The organism is Sphingomonas changnyeongensis (assembly GCF_009913435.1).
GTDB classification, from domain to species: Bacteria; Pseudomonadota; Alphaproteobacteria; order Sphingomonadales; family Sphingomonadaceae; genus Sphingomonas_B; species Sphingomonas_B changnyeongensis.
On sequence record NZ_CP047895.1, the window covers coordinates 591,441 to 614,761 of the forward strand.

The window sequence follows — 23,321 nt, forward strand, 5'->3', positions numbered from 1 at the left end:
TGTTTTTTGTGCATTGCACAAGAAACGGTCAGCGCTGGCGGACATAGTCTCCCGGCGCATCGGCAAGCGCCGGCAATGCGCCCTTGCCGGGGATGCGCGCGCGCTTGGCGCTCACCTTGTCGCGCGACCGGTCCTCGATCCAGCCGATCCAGTCCGGCCACCAGCTGCCCGGCGTCTCGGTCGCGCCGGCCACGAACTCGGCCAGCGATCCGGCCTTGTTCGCATTGGTCCAATATTGATATTTGCCGGCGGACGGCGGGTTCACCACCCCGGCGATATGGCCCGACCCGGCAAGCACGAAGCGCAGCGGCCCTGCGAAATGATCGGTGATCTTCCACACCGATTCGGGCGGGGCGATATGGTCCTCGCGCCCCGCCTGCACATAGGCCGGGGTCTGCACCTGCCGCAGATCGACCGGCTGGCCGAGCACGGTCAGCGCCTTGGGCACCACCAGCTTGTTGTCGCGGTACAGGTCGGCCAGATAGGCGCGGTGCCACGCCGCCGGCAGGTTGGTGGTGTCGCCGTTCCAGTGCAGCAGATCGAACTGGGGATAATCCTCGCCCAGCAGATAGTTGTTGACGACATAGTTCCAGATCAGGTCGCGGCCGCGCAGCAGGTTGAAGGTCGCGGCCATGTAGCGGCCGTCGAAATAGCCCTCGGGGGCCAGCCCCTCGAGCATCTTCAGCTGGTCATCATCGACGAACAGCTTCAGGTCCCCGGCGCGGCTGAAATCGACCTGGGCGGTGAAGAAGGTCGCCGAGGCCACCTTGTCGGCCTCGCCGCGCGCGGCAAGCACCGCCAGCGTCGCGGCAAGCGTGGTGCCGGCGACGCAATAGCCGATCGTGTGCACGCCGCGCACGCCCAGCAGGTCGCGGATCGTGTCGACGGCGTCGATCTGCGCGGCGACATAATCGTCCCAGGTCACGTCGCGCATCGACGCATCGGCCGATTTCCAGCTGACGACGAACACCGTCAGCCCCTGATCGACCGCCCAGCGGATGAAGCTTTTCTTCGGGCTGAGGTCGAGAATGTAGAAGCGGTTGATCCAAGGCGGAAAGATGACCAGCGGCGTTTCCAGCACCTCGGTCGTCGTCGGCGCATATTGGATCAGTTCGTAGAGCCGCGTGCGCTTGACGACCTTGCCGGGCGTGGTGGCAAGGTTCTTCCCCAGCTCGAACGCGCCCGGGGCGACATGGCTGAGCTGGCCCTGACGCAGATCCTTGAGCAGATGCTCCAGCCCGCGCAGCAGATTCTCGCCCCCGGTCTCCAGCGTCTTCTTCATCACCAGCGGGTTGGTGAAAACGAAGTTGGACGGGCTGAGCGCATCCATCATCGTGCGCGTCGCAAAGCGCAGCTTTTCGCGCTCCTGCGGCTCGACTCCCTCGATCAGATCGACCCCGCGCAACAGATGGTCGCCGATCAGCAGATACATTTGCCGGATCAGGTCATAGGTCGGATGGTCGCGCCATTCGGGCGCATCGAACCGCCGGTCGGCCCGCGCCGGTGGCGCGCCGCCCGCCTCACCCGCCAGCCCGCCGCCCAGCGCACAGGTCCACAGCTTGAGCGCGTCCATCCAGAAATCCCCGGCCGCGCGGGCCAGCGCGGCGGCATCGCCCATGCCGCCCAGCCCCGGCATGGCGAGCGGCACGGGAGCCAGAGAGGCGGCGGCCAGCGCGCCCCCCGGCGGCGGGGTCTCGGCCACCTTCAGCATCGTCTCGACGCCATGTTCGAGCATCAGCTGCTGGGCACGGCCGATCACCCAGGTCCAGCGCTGCAGCTCCTCGAGCGTCGGGGCGGCGGAATCGTGCGTCTGGCTGGCCATGGACCTTCCTGTGCTCGCTGCGGGTCGCGGGCCAGTCTAGCCCCGGCATCGGCAAAGGTCATGCGCGATTTGGGCGGGGTGGGGGTGCGGGCCGGTGCCGCGACAGACAAAAACCCCCGGTGCCGTCCTTCCCGATCAACCCCGCGCCACAAACCTCACAGCATCGCGGCGATCAGGGTCAGCGTTCCCAGGCCAAGCGACAGCGGCACCCGGAGCGCGAGCCAGCCCGCCGGGGCGATGCCGCGCGCGACCAGCCGCAGGTCGACGGCAAGGGCGGCGATCAACGATCCGCCGATCAGCACCAGCGACGGTCCCGGCCAGCGCGCGCCGATCGACCAGGGAATGGCGCTGGCGAGCGCGATCAGCGAAGGCGCGACAGCGGCGATCCACAGCCATGGCGGCGCACCGGCGGGCGCGCGCGCACCGAGCCCCCACCACAAACCGCCCAGAAAACTGAGAATGAGCGCTGCATAGGCGTAGGCGAGAGCCAGCGCGGTGAAGCGCCAGTCCAGCCCGCCGACCAGCAGCGCCGCCACCGCGAACAATTGCGGCAGCAGCCCGGACAGCCCGAGCAGGCGGGCAAGCGGCGGCAGTTCACCGGGTGCGGGCGGGACGGGAGCGGTCATGCCCCTTGGTAGAAAGCCGTCAGGCCGCGCTCAAGCCCGGTTATCGCGCGCCTGCGGCGACGCAGAGAGCGGGGGCTTCACCCGCGCCGCTGCTGCCGATACACGGTCGACATGGACAACGACTTCTACCGCATCAAGCGGCTGCCGCCCTATGTCATCGCCGAAGTCAATGCGATGCGTGCGGCCGCACGTGCGGCGGGAGAAGACATCATCGATCTGGGGATGGGCAATCCCGATCTGCCGCCCCCGCCGCATGTGATCGAAAAGCTGTGCGAGGTGGCGCGCAAGCCCGACGCCCATGGCTATTCGGCGTCGAAGGGCATTCCGGGGCTGCGGCGCGCCCATGCCGCCTATTATGGCCGGCGGTTCGGCGTCGATCTGGATCCGGAGCGCGAGGTGGTCGTGACCCTCGGGTCCAAGGAAGGGCTGGCCAACCTGGCCCAGGCGATCACCGCGCCCGGCGATGTCGTGCTGGCGCCCAACCCGTCCTATCCGATCCACACTTTCGGCTTCATCATCGCCGGGGCGACGATCCGTTCGGTGCCGACGACGCCCGACGAACGCTATTTCGAGGCGCTGGAGCGCGCGGTGAAGTTCACCGTGCCCAAGCCGTCGGTGCTGGTCATGGGCTATCCGTCCAACCCGACCGCCGAGACGGTCGATCTCGCCTTTTACGAACGTGTCGTGGCCTTTGCGCGCGAACACCGGCTGTGGATCCTGTCGGATCTCGCTTATTCCGAAATCTATTTCGACGATGACAAGCCGACCCCGTCGATCCTGCAGGTCAAGGGCGCGAAGGACGTGGCGGTCGAGTTCACGTCCATGTCCAAGACCTATTCGATGGCCGGCTGGCGCATCGGCTTTGCGGTCGGCAATCCGGTGCTGATCGCCGCGCTCACCCGCGTCAAATCCTATCTCGATTATGGCGCGTTCACGCCGATCCAGGCGGCGGCGGTCGCGGCGCTCAACGGGCCGCAGGACATTATCGAGCAGAACCGGCAGCTTTACCGCAAGCGCCGCGACGTGCTGGTCGAAAGCTTCGGCCGCGCGGGCTGGGACATTCCGGTGCCCAAGGCGAGCATGTTCGCCTGGGCACCGCTGCCGCCCGCGCTTGCCCATATGGGCAGTCTGGAGTTTTCCAAGCAGCTGCTGACCCATGCCGGCGTCGCAGTGGCGGCCGGCGTCGGCTATGGCGAGGAGGGCGAAGGCTTTGTGCGCATCGCCATGGTGGAGAATGAGCAGCGCATCCGCCAGGCGGCGCGGCAGATCCGCGCCTATTTCCGGTCGGTGGGGATGAACGTGCCCGGCCCGGGCGGGCGCGGCTGAGATTATGCCGGAGGGGTTCCGCTTCGCGCACCGGTTCCGCGTCCGCTATTCGGAGGTCGATCCGCAGGCGGTCGTGTTCAACGCCCGCTATCTCGATTATGCCGACATGGCGATCGTCGAATATTGGCGCGCGCTGGGGCTGAAGCCCGGCGACGGCGCAACGCCGGAGTTTCATGTCGGCCGGGCGCTCGTCACCTATCGTCAGCCGATCCGCGTCGATGAGGAAATCGACGCCTGGGTGCGGGTGTCGCGCTTCGGCACCGCGAGCATGACCAACCTGATCGCGCTCCATGGCCCGGGCGGCGACGATCTGCGCGCCGAGATCGAGCTGGTCTATGTGTGCGTCGATCTGGCAAGCGGCCGGTCGCAGCCGATCCCCGAGGCGTTCAAGGCCCGGATCGCGGCGTTCGAGACGCCCGTTCCAGCCTGAATGGCCGACAGGCCCGACCGCCCGGCCCGCGCGTTGGCCGATCCCGTCGGTCCCCGCGCTTGACCCATGGCAGCGAAGCGGGCGATGCCTTGGCGGTGATGATGCATCTGCCGGCCATCTCCAACATCGCCCAGACGATCCAGCTGGCCATCGCGCCGGTTTTTCTGCTGGCGGGCATCGGCGCGTTCCTGAACGTGCTGACCGGGCGGCTGGCGCGGATCGTCGACCGGTCGCGCCTGCTTGCCGATCTGCACGGCGCGACCACCGGCGACGAACATGACCGCCATGTCGAGGAGCTGCGGCTGATCGACCGGCGGATCGCGCTGGTCAACGCCGCCATCTCGTTCAACGTCGCCAGCGCGATCGCCATCTGCCTGCTGGTCGCGCTGCTGTTCGTCACCCAGCTGGCGGGGCTCGCCTACCGCGTCGCGGTCGCGCTGTCGTTCATCCTGGCGATGGCGCTGCTCGTCACCGGGCTGGTGCTGTTCCTGATCGAGATCAACCTGGCGATCCGCGGGCTGCGCGTGCGCGAGGAATTGCTGGAACGCGATCGCGCCGGCAAACGGCGCTGAGGGGCGGTTGTTTGTGGTGCGGGTTATTTGTGCTGCGCCTTGCGGCGCGGGGGCGGCACCGGCCCGCACCCCCACCCGGCCTCCCATAGCGTATCCTGCCGTTGGGAGGCCGGGTGGGGGAGCGGGCCGGTGCCGTTCTTCCCAAACGAAAGCATCCGGTGCCGCCCCTGCGCCGCGAGGCGCGCAACAAACAACCGCATCGCAACGAAAAAGAGCCGCCGGGCATGGGCCCGACGGCTCTTCCTACATGGTCAGCGGCCGGAAGTGCCGCCTCCGGAAGCCTTAAGGCTGCAGCCTTTGATCAGGCGCGCAGCTCCCGAACGGACTTGACCGACCTCTCTGCTGAACCATGAGACATCGGATCACCTCCTTTCGCTTGTTGAAGCCATAGCGAACCGGCTGGCTCGCACCCTGAATCTAGGTGGCCCGAGTCGCAGCGATCAAGACTTGCGCAAAAATATTTATGGGATGATTGTTCATCCCCCGCTGCCGGGCCGGCAATCCTCGATTGCGCGCGACAGTTCGGGCCAGGCCGGCAGCACCAGTTCCGCCCCGCCCCCTGCAGCACGAACCGCCCGCGGCTGAACGCCATCGCGTCGAGCAGCGGATCGCGCGCCTCGAACAGGATCTGCAGCCCGCCTTCGGGCGCGGCCATGCCGGGCCGGCTGGTCTCGGCCGATGTGGTGATGATCCGCACCGGGCCGGGCCGGGCGGCGGGCCACACAAGGCGCAGCCGCCCGCCCTCGCAGCGCAGCGCCGCATGAACGGCGCGCGCATCGCCATATTCGGCCGCGGTGGCCCCGCTCAGGCGGCGATAGCGCCAGTCGCCCGGCGTCGCCGGCCAGTCGCGCCAGTCGGCACTGCGCGGCGGAATAGCCGCTGGCGGCGCGACCGGCTGGACAATCACCGGCGGGGCGGTGGGGGCAGGCTTGGGCGGCGCGACACAGGCGGACAGGGCAAGGACCGCCCCCCGGTCAGGATCGCGGCCAGACCGGAACGACACACCCGATTTTCTCCCGTGCAGCGCTGCATGGCCCCGGCATGGCGGCATGGCGCGGCGATGACAACCGCGCCGGGCGACGAACCGGGGCGCATCAGCGGCGGGTGCGGCGGGCGGCGCGCGCCTGTTGCTGGTTGCCGAACCGGGTCTTGCGCGTCCCCGGCTTGCCCTCGTTCGAGCGGCCCATGACCGGCGCCTTATGCTCGTCGGCCGGCAGGCCCAGTTCGGCCTGTTCGAGCTGGCGGATCTCGTCGCGGATGCGCGCGGCCTCCTCGAACTCGAGATTGGCCGCGGCGTCGCGCATCTTCTTTTCAAGCTCTTCGATATAGGCGCGCAGATTGTGGCCGACGAGATGGCGGGGCGCATCCTCGTCGCCGATCTCGACCAGCACCGAATCCTTGGCGGCGATATGGGCGATCACATCGCCGATGTTGCGCCGCACCGTCTGCGGCGTGATGCCATGCGCTTCGTTATAGGCGATCTGCTTGGCGCGGCGGCGCTCGGTCTCGCGCATCGCCCGCTCCATCGATCCGGTGATGCTGTCGGCATAAAGGATCACCCGCCCCTCGGCATTGCGCGCGGCGCGGCCGATCGTCTGGATCAGCGAGGTTTCGGAGCGCAGAAACCCTTCCTTGTCCGCATCGAGGATCGCGACCAGCCCGCATTCGGGGATGTCCAGCCCCTCGCGCAGCAGGTTGATGCCGACCAGCACGTCATAGACGCCGAGCCTCAGGTCGCGGATCAGCTCGATGCGCTCCAGCGTCTCGACGTCGGAATGCATGTAGCGGACCTTCAGCCCCGCTTCGTGCAGATATTCGGTCAGATCCTCGGCCATCCGCTTGGTGAGCGTCGTCACCAGCGCGCGATAGCCCTGCTGCGCGACGATCCGGCATTCATTGACCAGATCGTCGACCTGATCCTCGACCGGCCGGATCTCGACCGGCGGGTCGATCAGCCCGGTCGGGCGGATCACCTGTTCGACGAACGCGCCGCCGGTCTGTTCCATTTCCCAGCCGCCGGGCGTGGCCGACACATAGACGGTCTGCGGCCGCATCGCCTCCCATTCGTTGAAGCGCAGCGGCCGGTTGTCGATCGCCGAGGGCAGGCGGAAGCCATATTCGGCCAGCGTCAGCTTGCGGCGATGGTCGCCCCGGCTCATCCCGTTGATCTGGCCGATGGTGACATGGCTTTCATCGACGAACAGCAGCGCGTTTTCAGGCAGATATTCGAACAGGGTCGGCGGCGGTTCGCCGGGCAGACGGCCGGTCAGGAAGCGGCTGTAATTCTCGATCCCCGCACAGGATCCGGTGGCGGCGATCATCTCCAGATCGAAATTGGTGCGCTGCTCCAGCCGCTGCGCCTCGAGCAGCTTGCCCTCGGCGACCAGCTCCTTCAGCCGCTCGGCCAGTTCGTGGCGGATCGCCTCGGTCGCCTGTTTGAGCGTCGGGCCGGGGGTGACGTAATGCGAGTTGGCGTAGATCTTCACATAATCGAGCGCGGCGACCTTCTTGCCGGTCAGCGGATCGAACTCGACAATCTCCTCGATCTCATCGCCGAAAAAGGTGATGCGCCAGGCCGTGTCTTCATAATGCGAGGGAAACAGCTCGACCGTGTCGCCGCGCACACGGAACGCGCCGCGCGCAAAGGCGGCGTCGTTGCGCTTGTACTGCAGCGCGACGAGCTTGCGGACGATCTCGGCCTGGTCGGCCCCCTGCCCCTTGCGCAGCGCAAAGGTCATCGCCGAATAGGTTTCGACCGAGCCGATGCCGTAGAGACACGACACCGACGCGACGATCAGCACATCGTCGCGTTCCAAAAGCGCCCGGGTGGCCGAATGACGCATCCGGTCGATCGCCTCGTTGATCGAGCTTTCCTTCTCGATATAGGTATCGGTCCGCGGCACATAGGCCTCGGGCTGATAATAGTCGTAATAGCTGACGAAATATTCGACGGCGTTTTCGGGAAAGAACGACTTGAACTCGCCGTAAAGCTGCGCGGCAAGGATCTTGTTGGGCGCCAGCACCAGCGCCGGGCGCTGCAGCTGTTCAACCACCTTGGCCATGGTGAACGTCTTGCCCGATCCGGTGACGCCCAGCAGCACCTGATCGCGTTCGCGCGCCTCTGCCGCCGCCACCAGCTCGGCAATCGCCTGGGGCTGGTCGCCGGCCGGCGCATAGTCCGACACCAGCCGGAACGGGCGGCCGCCTTCGGATTTTTCCGGCCGCGCCGGGCGGTGCGGGACAAAGGCCTGGCCGGTCTCGGGCTCGTCGAGCGTGGTGCGGATTTGAATCGCCATCACAAGCCGATATGGTCGCGCCCGCCACCCGCCGCAACGCCGGCCGGCGGCAAGGGGAGAAATGCCGATGAATCGATCAACGCCCGCCCTGCTCTGCCTCGCTCTGACCCCGCTGGCGCTCGCCGCGTGCAGCAGCGAGCCGGAGGTGAAGGCGGAGAATGCGAGCTTTGCCGAGGTCACCAACCGCATGGCGGAAACGGGCCTGGCCGAGGAAGCGCGCATCGCGCCCGGGCGCTGGCAGATCAGCTCGACGGTCAGCGATGTGAAGCTGGAGGGCGTGCCCGAACAGGTCGCCGCCCAGGTCAGGACGGCGATGCAGCAGACGGTGAAGGTCGAATATTGCGTGACGCCCGAAGAAGCGGCCAAGCCGTCGGGCGAGCTGTTCACCGGCAAGACCGGCAACAATTGCAGCTATGACCGGTTCGCGCTGGGCGACGGCAAGATCAATGCCGTGCTGCGCTGCGCCGATCCGCGCGGCGGCAGCGTCGTGACGCGGATCGGCGGCACCTATTCGCCCGAGGCCTATCAGGTGAAGACGGCGGTCGAGGCACGCTCGGTCGCGGGCGGCAAGACCGAGGTGATGACGCTTGCAACCGAGGCGGTCGGCACGCGGATCGGCGAATGCAAGGCCGCCGCCGCGCCCGCCGGGCAAGACACCAAGGGAGTTGGGGAAGGAAAATGACCATGCGTGACCTGTTGCTGGCGGCCGCCGCCATCGCCGTGCTGCCCGCCGCCCCCGCGGCCGCCCAGAGCAATGCCGGCCCGGGCGCGATCCGCGCGGCGGTGAAGGTGGATTATGACGCCTCGCTCGGCGCGCTGTGGGACTGGTTCCACCGCAATCCCGAACTGTCGTTCCGCGAGGTCAACACCGCCGCGCGCATGGCAAAGGAACTGCGCGCCGTGCCGGGGATGGTGGTGACCGAGAAGGTCGGCGGCACCGGCGTGGTCGGCGTGCTCAAAAATGGCGACGGCCCGGTCGTGCTGCTGCGCGCCGACATGGACGGGCTGCCGGTCGAGGAAAAATCGGGCCTGCCCAATGCCAGCAAGGCGCGGCAGGTGGGCGTGGACGGCGTCGAGGCGCCGGTCATGCATGCCTGCGGCCATGATGTGCACATCACCGCGATGGTCGGCACCGCCCGCCAGCTTGCCGCCCGGCGCGGCGAGTGGCGCGGCACCGCGATCTTCATCGTCCAGCCGGCCGAAGAGCGGGTGGGCGGTGCCAAGGCGATGATCGACGACGGGCTCTACACCCGCTTTCCCAAGCCCGATTATGCGCTCGCCTTCCATGTCGCGGCCCAGCTGCCGACCGGCACGGTCAGCGCGGCCGAGGGGATCCAATATTCCTCGTCCGACAGCGTCAACGTGACCGTGCACGGCATCGGCGCGCATGGCGCAAGCCCGCATCAGGGCAAGGATCCGGTCTATATCGGCGCGCAGATCGTGACCGCTTTGCAGGGCGTGATCAGCCGCGACCGGCCGCCGCTGCGCCCCGGGGTGATCACCGTCGGCGCCTTTCATGCCGGGCTGAAGCACAACATCATTTCCGACCGGGCCGATCTGCAGATCACCGTGCGCGCCAATGACGAGGAAACGCGCGCCCAGCTGATCGCGGGCATCCGCCGGGTCGCCGAAGGCATTGGCCGCGCCAATGGCCTGCCCGAAGACAAGCTGCCCGAGGTCAAGGTGATCGAAGGCACGCCGACGACGATCAACGATGCGGCGCTCGCCCGGCGGCTCAACGCCCGGTTCCGCACCGCGCTTGGCGATGCGGCGGTGGTGCCGTTCGAACAGACCGGCATGGGGGCGGAGGATTTCGCCTATCTGGTCGAGGCGAAGCACGGGGTGAAGGGCTATTATTTCGCGGTCGGCGGCACGCCCCCGGCGGCGATCGAGGCCGAAGCCAGGGGCGGCGCGCCGGTGCCGTCGCACCATTCGCCGCTGTTCCGCATCGATCCCGAACCGTCGGTGCGGCTGGGCGCGGAGGCGATGACCATCGCCGCGCTCGACCTGCTCCAGCCGCGCTGAAGCGGTTTCAGGCCCGGCGCGGAAATGCTTGGGGAGATCAGCCCAGCCGGGCCTCAATGGCCGCGATCAGCGCCTCGGGCGTGGTGATCGCGGCCAGATCATCGGCGGACAGCAGCACCGCCGGCCCGTCGCCGCGATCGGCGAGCACGGCGGGCAGCGGCAGATCGGCAAAGGCCGGATAGGCGGCGCGGAAATCGGGGCGGTGGTGAAACACCGTGTCATACGCTGTGGTCGCCAGCCAGGCGCGCCAGCGCGGATCGATCCGCACCAGGCCATAGGTCACCGCGCACAGGCTGCACGGATAGGTGGCCGGGCTGACCAACTTGTGCAGGCTGTCGAGCGCGCCGGCGACCAGCCCCGCCCGGGCGTTGTAGACAAAGACCAGCCGAACGGGTGCGGGCATCACCGTCTCCTCGCCCAGCCGCGCGGCGGGCGGGTCGATCCTTGCATGAACGGCACCGACCGGCCAGCCTGCCCGGATGCCGCAACCGCCCCGCCTGCTGATCGCCGCCCTCATCGCCCTGCACGCGGTGCTGCCGTCAGGCAAGGCGGTCGCGCAGACGGCACCGGCCGCCCACCGCGTCACCGTCAGGCTGGCATTCGACCGGAACGGCCTGGGCGCGGCGCATGAAGCCGGGGCGACGATCCACGATCCGGTGCGCATCGCGTCGATTTCAAAGCTGCTGACCGCGCTCGGCGTGATGCGCCTCGTCGAACAGGGGCGGCTCGACCTTGATGCCGATGTTTCAGCACTGCTCGGCTTTGCGGTCCGGCATCCGCGCTTTCCGGGCCGCCCGGTCACGCTCAGGCTGTTGCTGTCGCACCGCGCCGGGCTGGCGGACGGGATCGATTATGCGCTGCCGCTCGGCCACAGCCTGAAGGACGCGCTGGCGGATCCGGCGGCATGGGATCCGGATCATGGGCCGGGCAGCTGGTTCCGCTATGCCAATCTCAACTTTCCGGTGATCGCCGGGGTGATGGAGGCGGCGACCGGGGAACGGTTCGACCGGCTGATGGCGCGGCTGGTGTTCGCACCGCTGGGGGTCGAGGCCTGTTTCAACTGGACGACCTGTTCGGACGACATGATCGCGCGCGCCGTGCCGCTGATCGGGGCGGATGGCAGCGGCCGCGCCGATCAGCTGGGCGGGCGGCGGCCCGACTGCCCGGTGCGGCGCGCGCCCGGCACGCCGTGCGCGCTCGAGGATTATCGGCCGGGACGCAACGGCGCGCTGTTCAGCCCCCAGGGTGGCGCGCGCATTTCGGCCGCCGGGCTGGCGCGGATCGGGCAGATGCTGCTGCGCGGCGGCGAAGGCTTTCTGTCGCCCGGATCGATCGCGACGCTGACCGGCCCGGTCTGGACGCATCCGCCCGATCCGGGCGATGGCGGCGACGAACATGGCGGCAGCGCCGGGCTGTTCTGCCGCTATGGCCTGGCCGTCCACTGGCTGGAGAGCGGGACGCCCGGCTGTGCGGACAATCTGTTCGGCGACGGGCGGGCGCGGATCGGCCATGCCGGCGAGGCTTATGGCCTGCGCTCGGGCCTGTGGCTCGATCCGGCAGCGGGGACCGGCATCGTCTATTTCATCACCGCCGTTCCCGACGACGCGCCGCGCGGCCGCTCCGCCTTCAGCGCCACCGAAGAGGCGCTCGCCCGGGGCCGCTGATCCGCTGTTCCACTGTCCCGCTTTTGCACCAGCCCCGCTTTGCGCCCGGTTCGGATCATTCTCCGCTCACGGCTGCGCGGTGATCATGCGATTTGCCCGTTTCGGACCAAAGCCGGTCCGAAACGGGGGGAGTCGTGGGGACCTCAGACGTGCTGCTGTGGACGCTCGAACGCGCCACGCATGAACTGGCGCTGTTTGCCGCGATCGGCATTCTGGTCGGCGGGATCGACGATCTGGCGATCGACCTGATCTGGCTGGCGCGCGCGGGCTGGCGCCGCTTTGCCGTCTATACCCGCTTTCCCCCCGCCGATGCCGCGACGCTGACCGCCAGCCGTCCGGGCAGGATCGCCGTGTTCGTGCCGGCATGGCAGGAATCCCCGGTGATCGCGCCGATGCTGGCAACTGCGGTCAGGCGCTGGGACGGGGCGGATTTCCGCATCTATGTCGGCTGCTATGCCAATGATCCGGCGACGACCGCCGCGGTCGCCCCGCTGGCCGCCGCCGACCGCCGCATCCGGCTGGTCGTCAATCCCCGCCCCGGCCCGACGACCAAGGCCGACAATCTGAACGCGCTGTGGGCGGCGCTGCTGGCCGACGAACAGGCCGACGGGATCGCGGCCAAGGCGGTGGTGCTGCACGATGCCGAAGATGTCGTCCATTCGGCCGAAATCCGGGTGTTCGACGCACTGTCCGAACGCTTCGATCTCGTCCAGCTGCCGGTGCTGCCGCTGATCGAGCAGGGGCGCGGATTCTGGGCGCGGGCGGTGTCGTCCACCTATGCGGACGAGTTTGCCGAATCGCACATGAAGCAGCTGGTGGTGCGCGAGGCGGTGGGCGCGGCCATGCCCTCGGCCGGCGTCGGCTGCGCGTTTTCGCGCGCGGCGCTGATGCGGATCGCACGGCTGCACGGCGCGCCGTTCGACGAGGCGAGCGTGACCGAGGATTATGAGCTGGGGCTGCGCATCGCCGAGGCCGGGGCCGGGGGTGTTCGTGCGCCTGCCCGGCCGCGCGGGGGGCCAGGCGGTCGCGGTGCGCGCGCATTTCCCCGACGCGGTGACGGCGGCGGTGCGGCAAAAGGCGCGCTGGCTGGCGGGGATCTCGCTGTCCGGCTGGCGGCGGCTGGGCTGGCGCGGCGGGCTGGCCGAACGCTGGATGCGGCTGCGCGACCGGCGGGCGGTGCTGGCGGCGCTGATCGTCTTTGCCGCCTATCTGGCGATGATCGGCTGGGCGCTGCTGGCGCTGGCCGGGCGCGCGCCGCAGCCCGCACCCGGCGAGGCCCCATTGTTCGCAGCGGGCGCGGCACTGCTGATGTGGCGGCTGGCGATGCGGGCCTGGTTTGTCGGGCGCGCCTATGGCTGGCGCGAAGGGCTGGCCTCCATCCCCCGGTCGGTGATTGCCAACATCATCGCCATCGCCGCCTCGCGCGCCGCCATCAACCGCTATGTCCGCGAGGCGCGCGGCGGCCCGGTGGTGTGGGACAAGACCGAACATCGTTTCCCATCGGTGCAGCCCGCCGAATGAAAGGCGGGCCGCTGCGCTTCCTGGCCGGCACGGTGCTGGCCTGGGTGGCGGTGCGGCTGATGATCCTGTGGCCGGCCGATCCACCGCCGCCGCGCCCGGCCTGGCGCTGGGCGGCGGCGATCCGGCCGGACGCGCCGCCCCCCGAACCGGCGAGCGCGCCCGCGCGGACCGCATTTATGCCAGTCGATCCGCCCGGGCCGGTCCCGCCACATATTGCCGCCCTCGCCCCGGAGCGGGCAGCGGAACCGCCGGTTGCGGCGCGCGAACCGGCCGCGCCCGTTCCGGTTCCGCCACAGGCACGGCAGCCAGAGCCGACGCAGCAGGCGTCTGGCGGTGCGGCTGCGACCGCTCAGCGGATCGCCCCTCCCGACCGTCAGGGCCGGCGGCGGGCGGCAGCCATCAGCCTGTGGGTGCTCGCCCGGCCCGACAGCGGCCCCGCAGCGGCGCTCGCGCCGGGGGGCAGCTGGCGGCGGCGCAGGCGGGGCTGCGCGTCACGCGGCCCCTGCACCCTGGCATCGCCGTAACCGGCCGCCTGTCCCGTCCGCTCGGCCAGCGGGGGCAGAGGCCGCGCTCGGCCTCGATGTCAGCCTGCCGCGCGCACCCGCAGGCCTGACGCTCGCGGTCGAGCGGCGCGTGGCGATCGAGCGCGGCGGGCGCAACGCGGTCGCGCTGACGCTGTTCGGCGGGGTCGATGACGTCATGCTGCCACATGGGCTGCGCCTGTCGGGCTATGGGCAGGCGGGGCTGGTCGGGCTGAAGCGGCGCGATGCGTTTGTCGATGCGCTGGTCAGGGTCGAACGGCCGCTGGGCGCGCGGCTGCGGCTGGGCGCGGCGCTGTGGGGCGGGGCACAGCCGGGCGCAGCGCGGCTCGATGCCGGGCCGCAACTGGCGCTGCGCCTCGGCCGGATGCGGATCGCGGCCGAATGGCGGCAGCGCATCGCCGGCCGCGCCCGCCCCGGCTCCGGCCCCGCGCTCAGCCTCGGCGCTGATTTCTGAGCTTGCCCCCGCGCCGCCCGCGCCGATAGGGGTGGGGCAGGACACGGGGAGCAAGCGTGGACCTTTACCTGCCCATCGCCAATCTGTCGGTCAACGCGCTCGTCATCACCGCGCTCGGCCTTGGCGTGGGCGTGCTGTCGGGCATGTTCGGCGTCGGCGGCGGCTTTCTGGTGACGCCCTTCCTGATCTTCTACGGCATCCCGCCGACGGTCGCTGCCGCGTCTGCCGCCAGCCAGGTGACCGGATCGAGCGTGTCGGGCGTGTTCGCGCATTTCCGGCGCGGCGGCGTCGATGTGCATATGGGGCTGGTGATGGTCGCCGGCGGCATATTGGGCGCGCTCATCGGGGCGTGGCTGTTCCGCCTGCTGCAGGGGCTGGGCCAGATCGATACCGCGATCAGCATCCTCTATCTGCTGCTCCTGGGCAGCATCGGCGGGCTGATGATGCGCGACGCACTGGCTGCGCTCGGCGCCGCCCGGCGCGGCGTGGTGCCGCCCGCGCGCACAAGGCGGCACCATCCGCTGGTCGCCGCCCTGCCGCTGCGCTGGCGCTTCTATGCCTCTGGCCTCTACATCTCGCCGCTCGCGCCGTTCCTGCTCGGCATGACGACGGGGATATTGACGATGATCCTCGGCGTCGGCGGCGGCTTCATCATGGTGCCGGCGATGATCTATCTGCTGGGCATGAGCACGCGGGTGGTGGTCGGCACATCGCTGTTCCAGATCCTGTTCGTGACGGCGGCGACCACGCTCATCCACGCCACGACGACGCGCGCGGTCGATATCGTGCTGGCGGCGCTGCTGCTGGTCGGCGGGGTGGTGGGCGCGCAGCTGGGTGCACGGCTGGCGCAGCGCATTCGCCCCGACATCCTGCGGCTCGCGCTCGCCATCCTTGTGCTCACGGTCGCGATGCGCATGGCGCTCGGCCTGGGCTGGCGGCCCGATGAAATCTATTCGATCGAGCTGGCATGAGGGGGCGCCGCATCCTTGCCGCGCTCGCCGCGCTGCCGCTGCTGTCCGGCGCGACCAAGCCGGTGCTGGTCCCCGACGTGTCGCAGCGGCGGATCGAGATCATCTACAGCTTCACCGGGGCCGAACTGCTGCTGTTCGGCGCGATCCTCTACCCCGGCGGCCGGGTGCCGCGCCGCCCGGCCGACATCGCGGTGGTGGTGAAAGGCCCGTCCGAATCGATCCTGGTGCGCGAGAAGCGCAAGGTCGCCGGCATCTGGCTCAATGCCGAAAGCAGCCGTTTCCGTTCCGCCCCCGCCTTTTACGCGGTCGCGACCTCGCGCCCGATCGGCGATCTGGTCGATGAGCGGACGGCGGCGATCTATGAACTCGGCATCCAGAATCTCCAGCTGTCGCCCGCCGATGCCGGGTCGCCGGACAAGGCGCGCCGGTTCGAACGCGGGCTGATCGACCTGCGCCAGCGCAGCGGCCTGTTCGTCGAACAGCCGGGCGCGGTCGAAATCACCGACGGCGTGCTCTACCGCGCGCGCATCCGCATCCCCGCGCGGGTGCCGGTCGGCGCCTACACCGCCGAAACCTTCCTGATCAGCGACGGCAAGGTGATCGCCGGGGCGGTGCGCGACATCGACATCGCGAAAAGCGGCTTTGAACGCTATGTCGCCGCCACCGCCGAAAGCCATGGCCTGGCTTATGGCATCGTCGCGGTGCTGCTGTCGCTGGGGCTAGGCTGGGGCGCGGGCATGGCGTTCCGCCGCTTCTGACTTTCTTTACCCCGCCCCGTTATCACCCCCTGCCGACTGAGTTTTCCTGGGAGGGACCATGGATCTCGCCAATCATGCCGGGGCGTTCCAGCCGGCCGACACCAAGGCCGCGACCGGCCATGCGGCGCTGCCCGCACTGGGCGCGGTGATCGAGATTGCGGGTTCGAACTCGCAGCTCTGGCTCGAACGGGCGCAGATCGATCTGCTGGGCCAGGACGCCGATCCCAGCGTCGCCATGGCCGGCCAGGTCGGATCGCAGGTCAAGATCAAGGTCGGCAGCGTCTGGCTGGTCGCCAATGTCCGCTCGCTGTGCCTCGACGGCGACGGCAGCGGCGTGCGCGCCCATATCGATTTCCTTGGCGAGGGCGATGAGGAACGGCTGACCGGGCGGATCTACAACTTTCGCCGCGGCGTCACCCGCTATCCGACGCCGGGCACGCCGGTACATCCGGTGACCAGCGCCGACATGAAGGAAATCTATGCCGCCGATGGCCGCCCCTCGATCGAGATCGGCACCGTCTATCCGACGCGCAACATCCGCGGCGCGCTGTTCATCGATGCGCTGCTCGGCAAGCATTTCGCGCTGCTCGGATCGACCGGCACCGGCAAATCGACCTCGGCCGCGCTGATCCTGCACCGCATCTGCGACATGGCGCCCGAAGGCCATATCGTGATGATCGACCCGCACGGCGAATATGCCGCCGCGTTCAAGGGCAATGGCGCGATCTATGACGTGTCGAACCTGGCCATGCCCTATTGGCTGATGAACTTCGAGGAACATTGCGAGGTGTTCCTGACCTCGACCGGGTCGAACCGGCAGATGGACGCCGACATTCTCGCCAAATGCCTGCTCGCCGCCAAGGCCAAGAACCGGCTGGCCGAAAGCGTGTCCAAGCTAACCGTCGATGCGCCCATCCCCTATCTGCTGTCGGATCTGACCAACCTGATCCAGCTGGAAATGGGCAAGCTGGACAAGGCCGGCGACAGCGCGCCCTATATGCGGCTCAAGACCAAGATCGACGAGATCAAGGCCGATCCGCGCTACAGCTTCATGTTCTCAGGCATGCTGGTCGCCGACACGATGAGCGATTTCATCGCGCGGGTCTTCCGCCTGCCCGGCGACGGCAAGCCGATCTCGATCATCGACGTGTCGGGCGTGCCGTCGGAAATCACCTCGGTCGTCGTCGCCGTGCTGTCGCGCATGGTGTTCGACTTCGCGATCTGGGCGCGCGGCGAGCGCCAGCGGCCGGTGCTGCTCGTCTGCGAGGAAGCGCATCGCTACGTGCCCAATGAACGCAATGCCGATGGCTCGTCGGTCGGCCGCATCCTCAGCCGCATCGCCAAGGAAGGGCGCAAATATGGCGTGTCGCTGGGCCTGATCACCCAGCGTCCGTCCGATCTGGCCGAAGGCGTTCTGTCGCAGTGCGGCACGATCATCTCGATGCGCCTCAACAACGAACGCGACCAGGCGTTCGTGAAAGCGGCGATGCCCGAAGGCTCTCGCGGCTTCCTCGATTCGGTGCCGGCGCTTCGCAACCGCGAGGCGATCATCTGCGGCGAAGGCGTGTCGATCCCGATCCGCGTGTCGCTCGACACGCTGGAGGAACATCGCCGTCCCGCCTCGGGCGACCCGCTATTCTCAGAACTCTGGAAACAGACCGGCGGCGAGGACGAGATGCTCGGCCGCGTGATCAAGCGCTGGCGCTCCCAGGGGCGCTGAGCAGGGGATGTTTGTGCTGCGCCTTCCGGCGCAGGGGCGGCACCGGCCCGCTCCCCCACCCGGCCTCCCAACGGCAGGTTACGCTATGGGAGGCCGGGTGGGGGAGCGGGCCGGTGCCGTTCTTCCCAGCTAACGACGCCCGGTGCCGTTCTTCCCATCAAACGCGCCACGTTGCCAGACGCGCCGGTTTCGCCCTATCGGCCATGGCCGACCACAGGGAGGACCCATGCCGACCGACGCCACCTTGCCCTATGACGACGGCAATGTGTTCGCGCGCATCCTGCGCGGTGAGCTGCCGTGCACGCGCGTGCATGAAGACGAATGGACGCTCGCCTTTGCCGACATCAACCCGCAGGCGCCGCACCATGTGCTGGTGATCCCCAAAGGGGCCTATGTGTCGTGGGACGACTTCTCGGCCCGGGCGAGCGATGCCGAGATTGCCGGCTTTGTCCGCGCGGTCGGGCTGGTTGCGCGCGCGGCGGGGCTGGTCGAGCCGGGTTACCGGCTGCTCGCCAATATCGGCCATGACGCCCATCAGGAGGTGCCGCACCTGCACGTCCATATCCTGGCCGGGCGGCCGCTCGGTCCGATGCTCGCCCGGCCAGGCGACGCCTGACCGCGCATCGGGCGGGGATTGGGCCGGCCCGGCGGCGCGCAGGGGGCCGTTCATGATAATAATGTTGCACGGCCGTGATTAGCCTCTAGGGTTTCCGCCCCAGAGCGACGCGGCCGACCGCGCATGACAATCGGGGATCAGACAGGCATGTTTTTCGGGCGTAAAAAGCCTCTCGACGCCATTCTCGCCACGGCGGAGAAAAAATCGCTGCACCGCACGCTGGGGGCGTTCCAGCTGACGATGCTCGGCATCGGCGCGGTCATCGGCACGGGCATTTTCGTGCTGACGGCGGAGGCCGCGCAAAAGGCCGGACCGGGCATGATGATCTCGTTCGTGATCGCCGGGCTGGTCTGCGCGGTCGCGGCACTCTGCTATGCCGAAATGGCGGCGATGGTGCCGGTTTCGGGCTCCGCCTACACCTACAGCTATGCGGTGATGGGCGAGCTTTTGGCCTGGATGGTCGGCTGGGCGCTGATCCTTGAATATGCGGTGGCGGCGGGGGCCGTCTCAGTCGGCTGGTCCGGCTATGTCGTCGGGCTGATCGAACATGCCTTTGCCATCGACATTCCCGACACTCTGGTGCTCGGGCCGTTCGATGGCGGGATGATCAACCTGCCGGCGATGGCGATTGCCGGGCTGGTCACCTGGCTGCTGGTGCTGGGGACCAAGGAAAGCGCGACGGTCAACGCCGTCCTCGTTGCGATCAAGGTTGCGGCGCTCTGCCTGTTCATCGTTCTCGCCGTGCCGGTGATGAACATGGAAAAGTTCACGCCGTTCATGCCGCTCGGCTTTGGCGGCGTGTCGGCGGCGGCGGCGTCGATCTTCTTCGCCTATGTCGGCTTCGACGCCGTCTCGACCGCGGCCGAAGAGACCAAGAACCCGCAGCGCAACATGCCGATCGGCCTGATCGGCTCGCTTGCCATCTGCACGATCTTCTACCTGCTCGTCGCAGCCGGGGTGATCGGCACGGTCGGCGGGCAGCCGGTGCTCGGCCCGGGCGGCGAGGCGCTCGAACCCGGCAGCCGCGAACTGGCTGCCCAGTGCGCGCTGATCAGCGACAATGCCGTCACCTGTTCGAAGGAAGCTCTGGCCTGGACGCTGCGCCAGATCGGCTGGCCGCAGATCGGCAACCTGATCGGGCTGGCGGCGGGCCTTGCCCTGCCATCGGTCATCCTGATGATGATGTTCGGCCAGACCCGCATCTTCTTCGTGATGAGCCGCGACGGGCTGCTGCCCCAGGCGTTTTCGAAGATCCACCCGCGCTACAACACGCCGCACGTGATCACCGTGATCACCGGCATCGCGGTGGCGCTGTTCGCCGCCTTCTTCCCGGTCGGGCAGCTGGCCAACATCTCGAACTCGGGCACGCTGTTCGCCTTTGCGGCGGTGTCGATCGCGGTGATGATCCTGCGCCAGACCGAGCCGACGCGGAAGCGGCCGTTCCGCACGCCGGCGCTCTATCTGACCGCGCCGATCGCGGTTGCCGGCTGCGCCTATCTGTTCTGGAGCCTGGACGAGAAGAGCAAGCTGCTGTTCTTCGTGTGGGCGGCGATCGGGCTGGTCGTCTATTTCCTCTACAGCCGCAGCCGCAGCCATGTCGGGCGCGGCATCGTCGATGTGCCGGAAACCGATGGCGATGTGCCGCCCGGCCCGGTGCCGCCGCTGCCCACCGGACTGTAATCGCGTTTTGCCGGGCTGACGCTTCAGCCCGGCACCCCGAACCGGCCGGCCCGCCCCCGTCGGGGACGGGCCGGCCGTTTTCGTTTAGCCCAGCCGGGCGGCGACCATCGCCTTGATGTCGGCCTGCGGGCGCGGGCCGACATGGCTGATCACTTCGGCGGCGCAGACGGCGCCCATCACCAGGCTGTCGCCCAGGCTGCGGCCTTCCGCCTGACCGGCCAGGAAACCGGCGGCGAACAGGTCACCCGCTCCGGTGGTGTCGACCACCTGGGTCACCGGTTCGGCGGCAACCGCCGCGCGCTCACCATTCTGCACGGCGATCGCGCCCTGTTCGCTGCGGGTGACGACCAGCGTCGGCACCCGCGCGGCGACCGCGGCGAGCGCGGCTTCGAAATCGTCGCTTTCCTCGAGCGACAGCAGTTCGTTTTCATTGGCGAACAGGATGTCGACCAGCCCGTCGGCCAGCAGCTGGCGGAAGCTGTCACGGTGGCGTTCGATGCAGAACACGTCCGACAGGGTGAAGGCGACACGGCGGCCGGCGGCGCGCGCGACTGCGATGGCGTCGCGCATCGCCGCGCGCGGTTCTTCCGGATCCCAGAGATAGCCTTCGAGATAGAGGATCTCCGCCGCCGCGATCATCTCCCGGTCGAGCGCGGTCGCGGGCAGGAACTGCGACGCGCCGAGAAAGGTGTTCATCGTCCGCTGCCCGTCGGGGGTGACGACGATCAGGCAGCGCGCGGTCGCCGGTTCGCCGGCGCGCGGCGCGGTGTCGAAGCGCACGCCCTGGGCGCGCATGTCGTGCGCGAAGACGCGGCCGAGCTGATCGTCGGCAACCTGGCCGATAAAGCCGCAGCGCAGCCCGAGCGCCGCCAGCCCGGCAAGCGTGTTCGCCGCCGACCCGCCGCTGGTTTCCACGCCCGGCCCCATCTTGGCATAGAGCGTCTCGGCCTCATCGGTCGAGAACAGCAGCTGCATCGAGCCCTTGCGCAGGCCATTGTCGGTGATGAAGCCTTCGTCGGCGCGGGCGATCACGTCGACGATCGCATTGCCGATCGCGACGATATCGTAACGGGCATCGGACACATTCTTCTCCTTCAAAGGGCGGGGGCGCGCGGCGCACGCCGCAGCCCGGGGGATCGCGCGGGCCATAGAGCGGATCGGAGCGCCGTCAACTCCGGCCAAAGCGCGGGCGGCGGCCAAGGCTGGCAGGCTGGGCAGGCGGACACGGGCCGCCTTTGCCCACAACCGGGCTGGCGCAGCCGGATCAGCCGCCGCTTGCCGGGCGGCGGCGGCCATGTTTGTCAGCGGGCATGACGGCGATGATCGGGCGGAGCGGACTGCAGAACATGGCGTGCCTGCGGGCGAAAGGCGCAACGATGGCGGCGATGGCGGGCCTGGCGCTGGTCGGCGGCTGTACCGCGCGGCCCGCGCCCCTACCGCGCGCGCTGCCGGTGACGCCGCCGGTGCTGAGCGTCTCCGGGCTGGAACGGGTGCTCGGCGCGACCGCGGCCGGGCTGGTGGCGCTGTTCGGCCCGCCCGAGCTCGACATCCGCGAGGATCAGGCGGTGAAGCTGCAATTCGCCGGGCCGATCTGCGTGCTCGACGCCTATCTCTACCGCACCCGCGCGCGCGGCGAACCGGTCGTCACCTATGTCGATGCCCGCCAGCCCGACGGCCGCGACATCGACCGGGCAAGCTGCGTCGCCGCGCTCGCCGCCCGGCACCGGCCCCAGGGCGCCACGCGCCCCTGAGCCCCGCCTGCTGCGCCGCCAGCCGCGATGCCGGCGGCGCCGGGCGCAGCGTCAGTCGGTGCGGTGGCCGCGCAGCTCGTCGCCGCTGATGCGCGCGACATGGACGACATTGGTCGACCCCGGCGTCCCGAACGGCACCCCGGCCATGATGATCACCCGGTCGCCCGCCTTGGCGAGACCATGGCGCAGGGCCATGCGCTTCGACTTGCCGATCATTTCCTCGAACGACGACACGTCGCGCGTGCGCACCGCATGCGCGCCCCAGAGCAGGCCGAGCCGGCGCGCGGTTTCCATCCGGGGGGTGAGGACGAGCAACGGCGCCGAGGGCCGCTCGCGCGCCACGCGCCGGGCCGTGGAGCCGGAGGTGGTGAAGCAGATGATCGCCGCCGCGCCGATCGTCCGGGCGATCTCGCCGGATGCTTCGGCCAGCGCATCGGCGGTGGTCGGATCGGGCCGCGTTTCGGTGAAATGGACGCGCGCGGCATAGCCGGGATCGCGCTCCACCGCCTCGGCAATGGCGTTCATCATCGCCACCGATTCGACCGGCCAGTCGCCCGCCGCGCTTTCGGCCGACAGCATGACCGCATCGGCGCCGTCATAGATGGCGGTCGCGACGTCGGACACTTCGGCCCGGGTCGGCGTCGGGGCCTTGATCATCGATTCGAGCATCTGGGTGGCGACGACCACCGGCCGGCCCATGCGCCGCGCCGCCTCGACGATCCGCTTCTGCATCGGCGGCACCGCCTGGGGCGGCAGCTCCACGCCCAGATCGCCGCGCGCGACCATCACCGCATCGGCCAGTTCGATGATCGCATCGAGCCGTTCGAGCGCCGCCGGCTTCTCGATCTTGGCCAGCAGCGCCGCGCGCCCGCCGATCATCCGCCGCGCTTCGGCGACATCCTCGGGCCGCTGGACGAAGCTGAGCGCGACCCAGTCCACCCCCTGATCGAGCGCAAAGGCCAGATCCGAACGGTCCTTTTCGGTGAGCGCGGCCAGCGGCACGACGACATCGGGGACGTTCAGCCCCTTGTTGTTCGACAAGGCGCCGCCGACCTCGACCACCGTCTCGATCCGGTCATGGCTGTGGGCGACGACGCGCAGCACCAGCTTGCCATCGTCGAGCAGCAGCCGCGCGCCCTCCTCCAGCGCCACGAACAGCTCGCGGTGCGGCAGGCAGACGCGGCTCTGGTCGCCGGGCGTGGTGTCGCGGTCGAGCACGAAGGTCTGGCCGGTCTTGAGCAGCACCATGCCCTCGGCAAAGCTGCCGACGCGCAGCTTTGGCCCTTGCAGGTCGACAAGGATGGTGGTCGGGCGGCCGAGCTGCTTTTCGAGCGCCCGGATATGGGCGATGGTCTGCGCATGATCGGCCTGTGCGCCATGGCTCATGTTGACGCGGAATGCGTCCGCCCCGGCCCGGAACAGTTTCTCGATCATTTCGGGACTGCGGCTGGCCGGTCCCAATGTCGCCAGGACCCGCACCCGGCGCGACCGCGCCTCCACGCTATTCGCCATCACTCTCGCCATTGCCGTTGGATTTGATGGGTCTA

The 23,321-nt window shown here is 69.0% G+C and carries 21 protein-coding genes; 14 read left to right on the forward strand and 7 right to left on the reverse strand.

Going from position 1 to position 23,321, the window contains the following annotated elements:
- Window positions 1-28: 28 nt before the first annotated feature.
- On the reverse strand, window positions 29-1,822 hold the full coding sequence (locus GVO57_RS03030; RefSeq protein WP_160591735.1) for a PHA/PHB synthase family protein: 1,794 nt from the start codon (window positions 1,820-1,822) through the stop codon (window positions 29-31).
- 155 nt (window positions 1,823-1,977) lie between these two features.
- Window positions 1,978-2,448 (reverse strand): DUF3429 domain-containing protein, encoded by a 471-nt coding sequence (locus tag GVO57_RS03035; protein WP_160591737.1) that lies wholly within the window; start codon window positions 2,446-2,448, stop codon window positions 1,978-1,980.
- 111 nt (window positions 2,449-2,559) lie between these two features.
- On the opposite strand from GVO57_RS03035, the gene GVO57_RS03040 reads away from it, so the two are divergent.
- The 3 genes from GVO57_RS03040 (at window position 2,560) to GVO57_RS03050 (ending at window position 4,776) form a co-directional block, all read left to right on the forward strand.
- On the forward strand, window positions 2,560-3,774 hold the full coding sequence (locus GVO57_RS03040; RefSeq protein ID WP_160591739.1) for an LL-diaminopimelate aminotransferase: 1,215 nt from the start codon (window positions 2,560-2,562) through the stop codon (window positions 3,772-3,774).
- Window positions 3,775-3,778: 4 nt separating this feature from the next.
- Window positions 3,779-4,204 carry an acyl-CoA thioesterase gene (locus GVO57_RS03045; protein WP_160591741.1) on the forward strand — a complete coding sequence of 142 codons (426 nt, stop codon included), beginning with the start codon at window positions 3,779-3,781 and terminating at the stop codon, window positions 4,202-4,204.
- A 98-nt stretch (window positions 4,205-4,302) separates the two neighbouring features.
- Window positions 4,303-4,776, forward strand: coding sequence for a DUF2721 domain-containing protein (locus tag GVO57_RS03050; RefSeq protein WP_201752720.1), 474 nt, complete (start codon window positions 4,303-4,305; stop codon window positions 4,774-4,776).
- A 301-nt stretch (window positions 4,777-5,077) separates the two neighbouring features.
- Here GVO57_RS03050 and GVO57_RS14765 read toward each other — a convergent pair whose 3' ends face one another.
- Window positions 5,078-5,431 (reverse strand): hypothetical protein, encoded by a 354-nt coding sequence (locus GVO57_RS14765; protein ID WP_233281447.1) that lies wholly within the window; start codon window positions 5,429-5,431, stop codon window positions 5,078-5,080.
- A gap of 439 nt (window positions 5,432-5,870) precedes the next feature.
- Window positions 5,871-8,072 carry an excinuclease ABC subunit UvrB gene (gene uvrB / locus GVO57_RS03060; RefSeq protein ID WP_160591745.1) on the reverse strand — a complete coding sequence of 734 codons (2,202 nt, stop codon included), beginning with the start codon at window positions 8,070-8,072 and terminating at the stop codon, window positions 5,871-5,873.
- Window positions 8,073-8,139: 67 nt separating this feature from the next.
- On the opposite strand from uvrB, the gene GVO57_RS03065 reads away from it, so the two are divergent.
- Together GVO57_RS03065 and GVO57_RS03070 are read left to right on the forward strand one after the other, a co-directional pair.
- The gene (locus GVO57_RS03065) at window positions 8,140-8,754 is read left to right on the forward strand and encodes a DUF3617 domain-containing protein (protein ID WP_160591747.1); all 615 of its coding nucleotides are present in this window, start codon (window positions 8,140-8,142) and stop codon (window positions 8,752-8,754) included.
- Window positions 8,755-8,756: 2 nt separating this feature from the next.
- The gene (locus GVO57_RS03070) at window positions 8,757-10,097 is read left to right on the forward strand and encodes an amidohydrolase (protein WP_160591749.1); all 1,341 of its coding nucleotides are present in this window, start codon (window positions 8,757-8,759) and stop codon (window positions 10,095-10,097) included.
- Window positions 10,098-10,134: 37 nt separating this feature from the next.
- Here GVO57_RS03070 and GVO57_RS03075 read toward each other — a convergent pair whose 3' ends face one another.
- Window positions 10,135-10,500, reverse strand: a complete 366-nt coding sequence (locus GVO57_RS03075) for a hypothetical protein (protein ID WP_160591751.1) — start codon at window positions 10,498-10,500, stop codon at window positions 10,135-10,137.
- 76 nt (window positions 10,501-10,576) lie between these two features.
- On the opposite strand from GVO57_RS03075, the gene GVO57_RS03080 reads away from it, so the two are divergent.
- From GVO57_RS03080 to GVO57_RS03120, 8 genes are all read left to right on the forward strand, one after another.
- Window positions 10,577-11,761: a serine hydrolase domain-containing protein gene (locus GVO57_RS03080; protein ID WP_160591753.1), complete on the forward strand. Its 1,185-nt coding sequence runs from the start codon at window positions 10,577-10,579 to the stop codon at window positions 11,759-11,761.
- A gap of 134 nt (window positions 11,762-11,895) precedes the next feature.
- Complete coding sequence (locus GVO57_RS03085) at window positions 11,896-13,806, forward strand: glycosyltransferase (protein WP_327785536.1); 1,911 nt, start codon at window positions 11,896-11,898, stop codon at window positions 13,804-13,806.
- Window positions 13,807-13,915: 109 nt separating this feature from the next.
- Window positions 13,916-14,278, forward strand: coding sequence for a hypothetical protein (locus GVO57_RS03095; RefSeq protein WP_160591757.1), 363 nt, complete (start codon window positions 13,916-13,918; stop codon window positions 14,276-14,278).
- Between the two features lie 56 nt (window positions 14,279-14,334).
- Window positions 14,335-15,249, forward strand: coding sequence for a sulfite exporter TauE/SafE family protein (locus GVO57_RS03100; protein WP_160591759.1), 915 nt, complete (start codon window positions 14,335-14,337; stop codon window positions 15,247-15,249).
- On the forward strand, window positions 15,246-16,007 hold the full coding sequence (locus GVO57_RS03105) for a TIGR02186 family protein (RefSeq protein WP_160591761.1): 762 nt from the start codon (window positions 15,246-15,248) through the stop codon (window positions 16,005-16,007). Before GVO57_RS03100 ends, GVO57_RS03105 begins: the two co-directional genes overlap by 4 nt.
- 58 nt (window positions 16,008-16,065) lie before the next feature.
- Complete coding sequence (locus tag GVO57_RS03110; protein WP_160591763.1) at window positions 16,066-17,727, forward strand: ATP-binding protein; 1,662 nt, start codon at window positions 16,066-16,068, stop codon at window positions 17,725-17,727.
- Window positions 17,728-17,953: 226 nt separating this feature from the next.
- Window positions 17,954-18,343 carry an HIT domain-containing protein gene (locus GVO57_RS03115; RefSeq protein ID WP_160591765.1) on the forward strand — a complete coding sequence of 130 codons (390 nt, stop codon included), beginning with the start codon at window positions 17,954-17,956 and terminating at the stop codon, window positions 18,341-18,343.
- A 147-nt stretch (window positions 18,344-18,490) separates the two neighbouring features.
- Complete coding sequence (locus GVO57_RS03120; protein WP_160591767.1) at window positions 18,491-20,023, forward strand: amino acid permease; 1,533 nt, start codon at window positions 18,491-18,493, stop codon at window positions 20,021-20,023.
- 84 nt (window positions 20,024-20,107) lie between these two features.
- On the opposite strand, the gene GVO57_RS03125 is transcribed toward GVO57_RS03120, so the two are convergent.
- Window positions 20,108-21,106, reverse strand: coding sequence for an adenosine kinase (locus tag GVO57_RS03125; protein ID WP_160591769.1), 999 nt, complete (start codon window positions 21,104-21,106; stop codon window positions 20,108-20,110).
- 227 nt (window positions 21,107-21,333) lie between these two features.
- On the opposite strand from GVO57_RS03125, the gene GVO57_RS03130 reads away from it, so the two are divergent.
- Complete coding sequence (locus GVO57_RS03130; protein ID WP_407695705.1) at window positions 21,334-21,774, forward strand: hypothetical protein; 441 nt, start codon at window positions 21,334-21,336, stop codon at window positions 21,772-21,774.
- 51 nt (window positions 21,775-21,825) lie between these two features.
- Here GVO57_RS03130 and pyk read toward each other — a convergent pair whose 3' ends face one another.
- Window positions 21,826-23,286: a pyruvate kinase gene (gene pyk / locus GVO57_RS03135; RefSeq protein ID WP_160591771.1), complete on the reverse strand. Its 1,461-nt coding sequence runs from the start codon at window positions 23,284-23,286 to the stop codon at window positions 21,826-21,828.
- Window positions 23,287-23,321 lie beyond the last annotated feature (35 nt).

What these genes read in the sequence shown, in the direction of transcription:
- GVO57_RS03030 (WP_160591735.1), bottom strand. Translation starts at nt 1,822, where the DNA reads ATGGCCAGCCAGACGCACGATTCCGCCGCCCCGACGCTCGAGGAGCTG.
- GVO57_RS03035 (WP_160591737.1), bottom strand. Translation starts at nt 2,448, where the DNA reads ATGACCGCTCCCGTCCCGCCCGCACCCGGTGAACTGCCGCCGCTTGCC.
- GVO57_RS03040 (WP_160591739.1), top strand. Translation starts at nt 2,560, where the DNA reads ATGGACAACGACTTCTACCGCATCAAGCGGCTGCCGCCCTATGTCATC.
- GVO57_RS03045 (WP_160591741.1), top strand. Translation starts at nt 3,779, where the DNA reads ATGCCGGAGGGGTTCCGCTTCGCGCACCGGTTCCGCGTCCGCTATTCG.
- GVO57_RS03050 (WP_201752720.1), top strand. Translation starts at nt 4,303, where the DNA reads ATGATGCATCTGCCGGCCATCTCCAACATCGCCCAGACGATCCAGCTG.
- GVO57_RS14765 (WP_233281447.1), bottom strand. Translation starts at nt 5,431, where the DNA reads ATGGCCGCGCCCGAAGGCGGGCTGCAGATCCTGTTCGAGGCGCGCGAT.
- uvrB (WP_160591745.1), bottom strand. Translation starts at nt 8,072, where the DNA reads ATGGCGATTCAAATCCGCACCACGCTCGACGAGCCCGAGACCGGCCAG.
- GVO57_RS03065 (WP_160591747.1), top strand. Translation starts at nt 8,140, where the DNA reads ATGAATCGATCAACGCCCGCCCTGCTCTGCCTCGCTCTGACCCCGCTG.
- GVO57_RS03070 (WP_160591749.1), top strand. Translation starts at nt 8,757, where the DNA reads ATGCGTGACCTGTTGCTGGCGGCCGCCGCCATCGCCGTGCTGCCCGCC.
- GVO57_RS03075 (WP_160591751.1), bottom strand. Translation starts at nt 10,500, where the DNA reads ATGCCCGCACCCGTTCGGCTGGTCTTTGTCTACAACGCCCGGGCGGGG.
- GVO57_RS03080 (WP_160591753.1), top strand. Translation starts at nt 10,577, where the DNA reads ATGCCGCAACCGCCCCGCCTGCTGATCGCCGCCCTCATCGCCCTGCAC.
- GVO57_RS03105 (WP_160591761.1), top strand. Translation starts at nt 15,246, where the DNA reads ATGAGGGGGCGCCGCATCCTTGCCGCGCTCGCCGCGCTGCCGCTGCTG.
- GVO57_RS03110 (WP_160591763.1), top strand. Translation starts at nt 16,066, where the DNA reads ATGGATCTCGCCAATCATGCCGGGGCGTTCCAGCCGGCCGACACCAAG.
- GVO57_RS03115 (WP_160591765.1), top strand. Translation starts at nt 17,954, where the DNA reads ATGCCGACCGACGCCACCTTGCCCTATGACGACGGCAATGTGTTCGCG.
- GVO57_RS03120 (WP_160591767.1), top strand. Translation starts at nt 18,491, where the DNA reads ATGTTTTTCGGGCGTAAAAAGCCTCTCGACGCCATTCTCGCCACGGCG.
- GVO57_RS03130 (WP_407695705.1), top strand. Translation starts at nt 21,334, where the DNA reads ATGACGGCGATGATCGGGCGGAGCGGACTGCAGAACATGGCGTGCCTG.
- pyk (WP_160591771.1), bottom strand. Translation starts at nt 23,286, where the DNA reads ATGGCGAATAGCGTGGAGGCGCGGTCGCGCCGGGTGCGGGTCCTGGCG.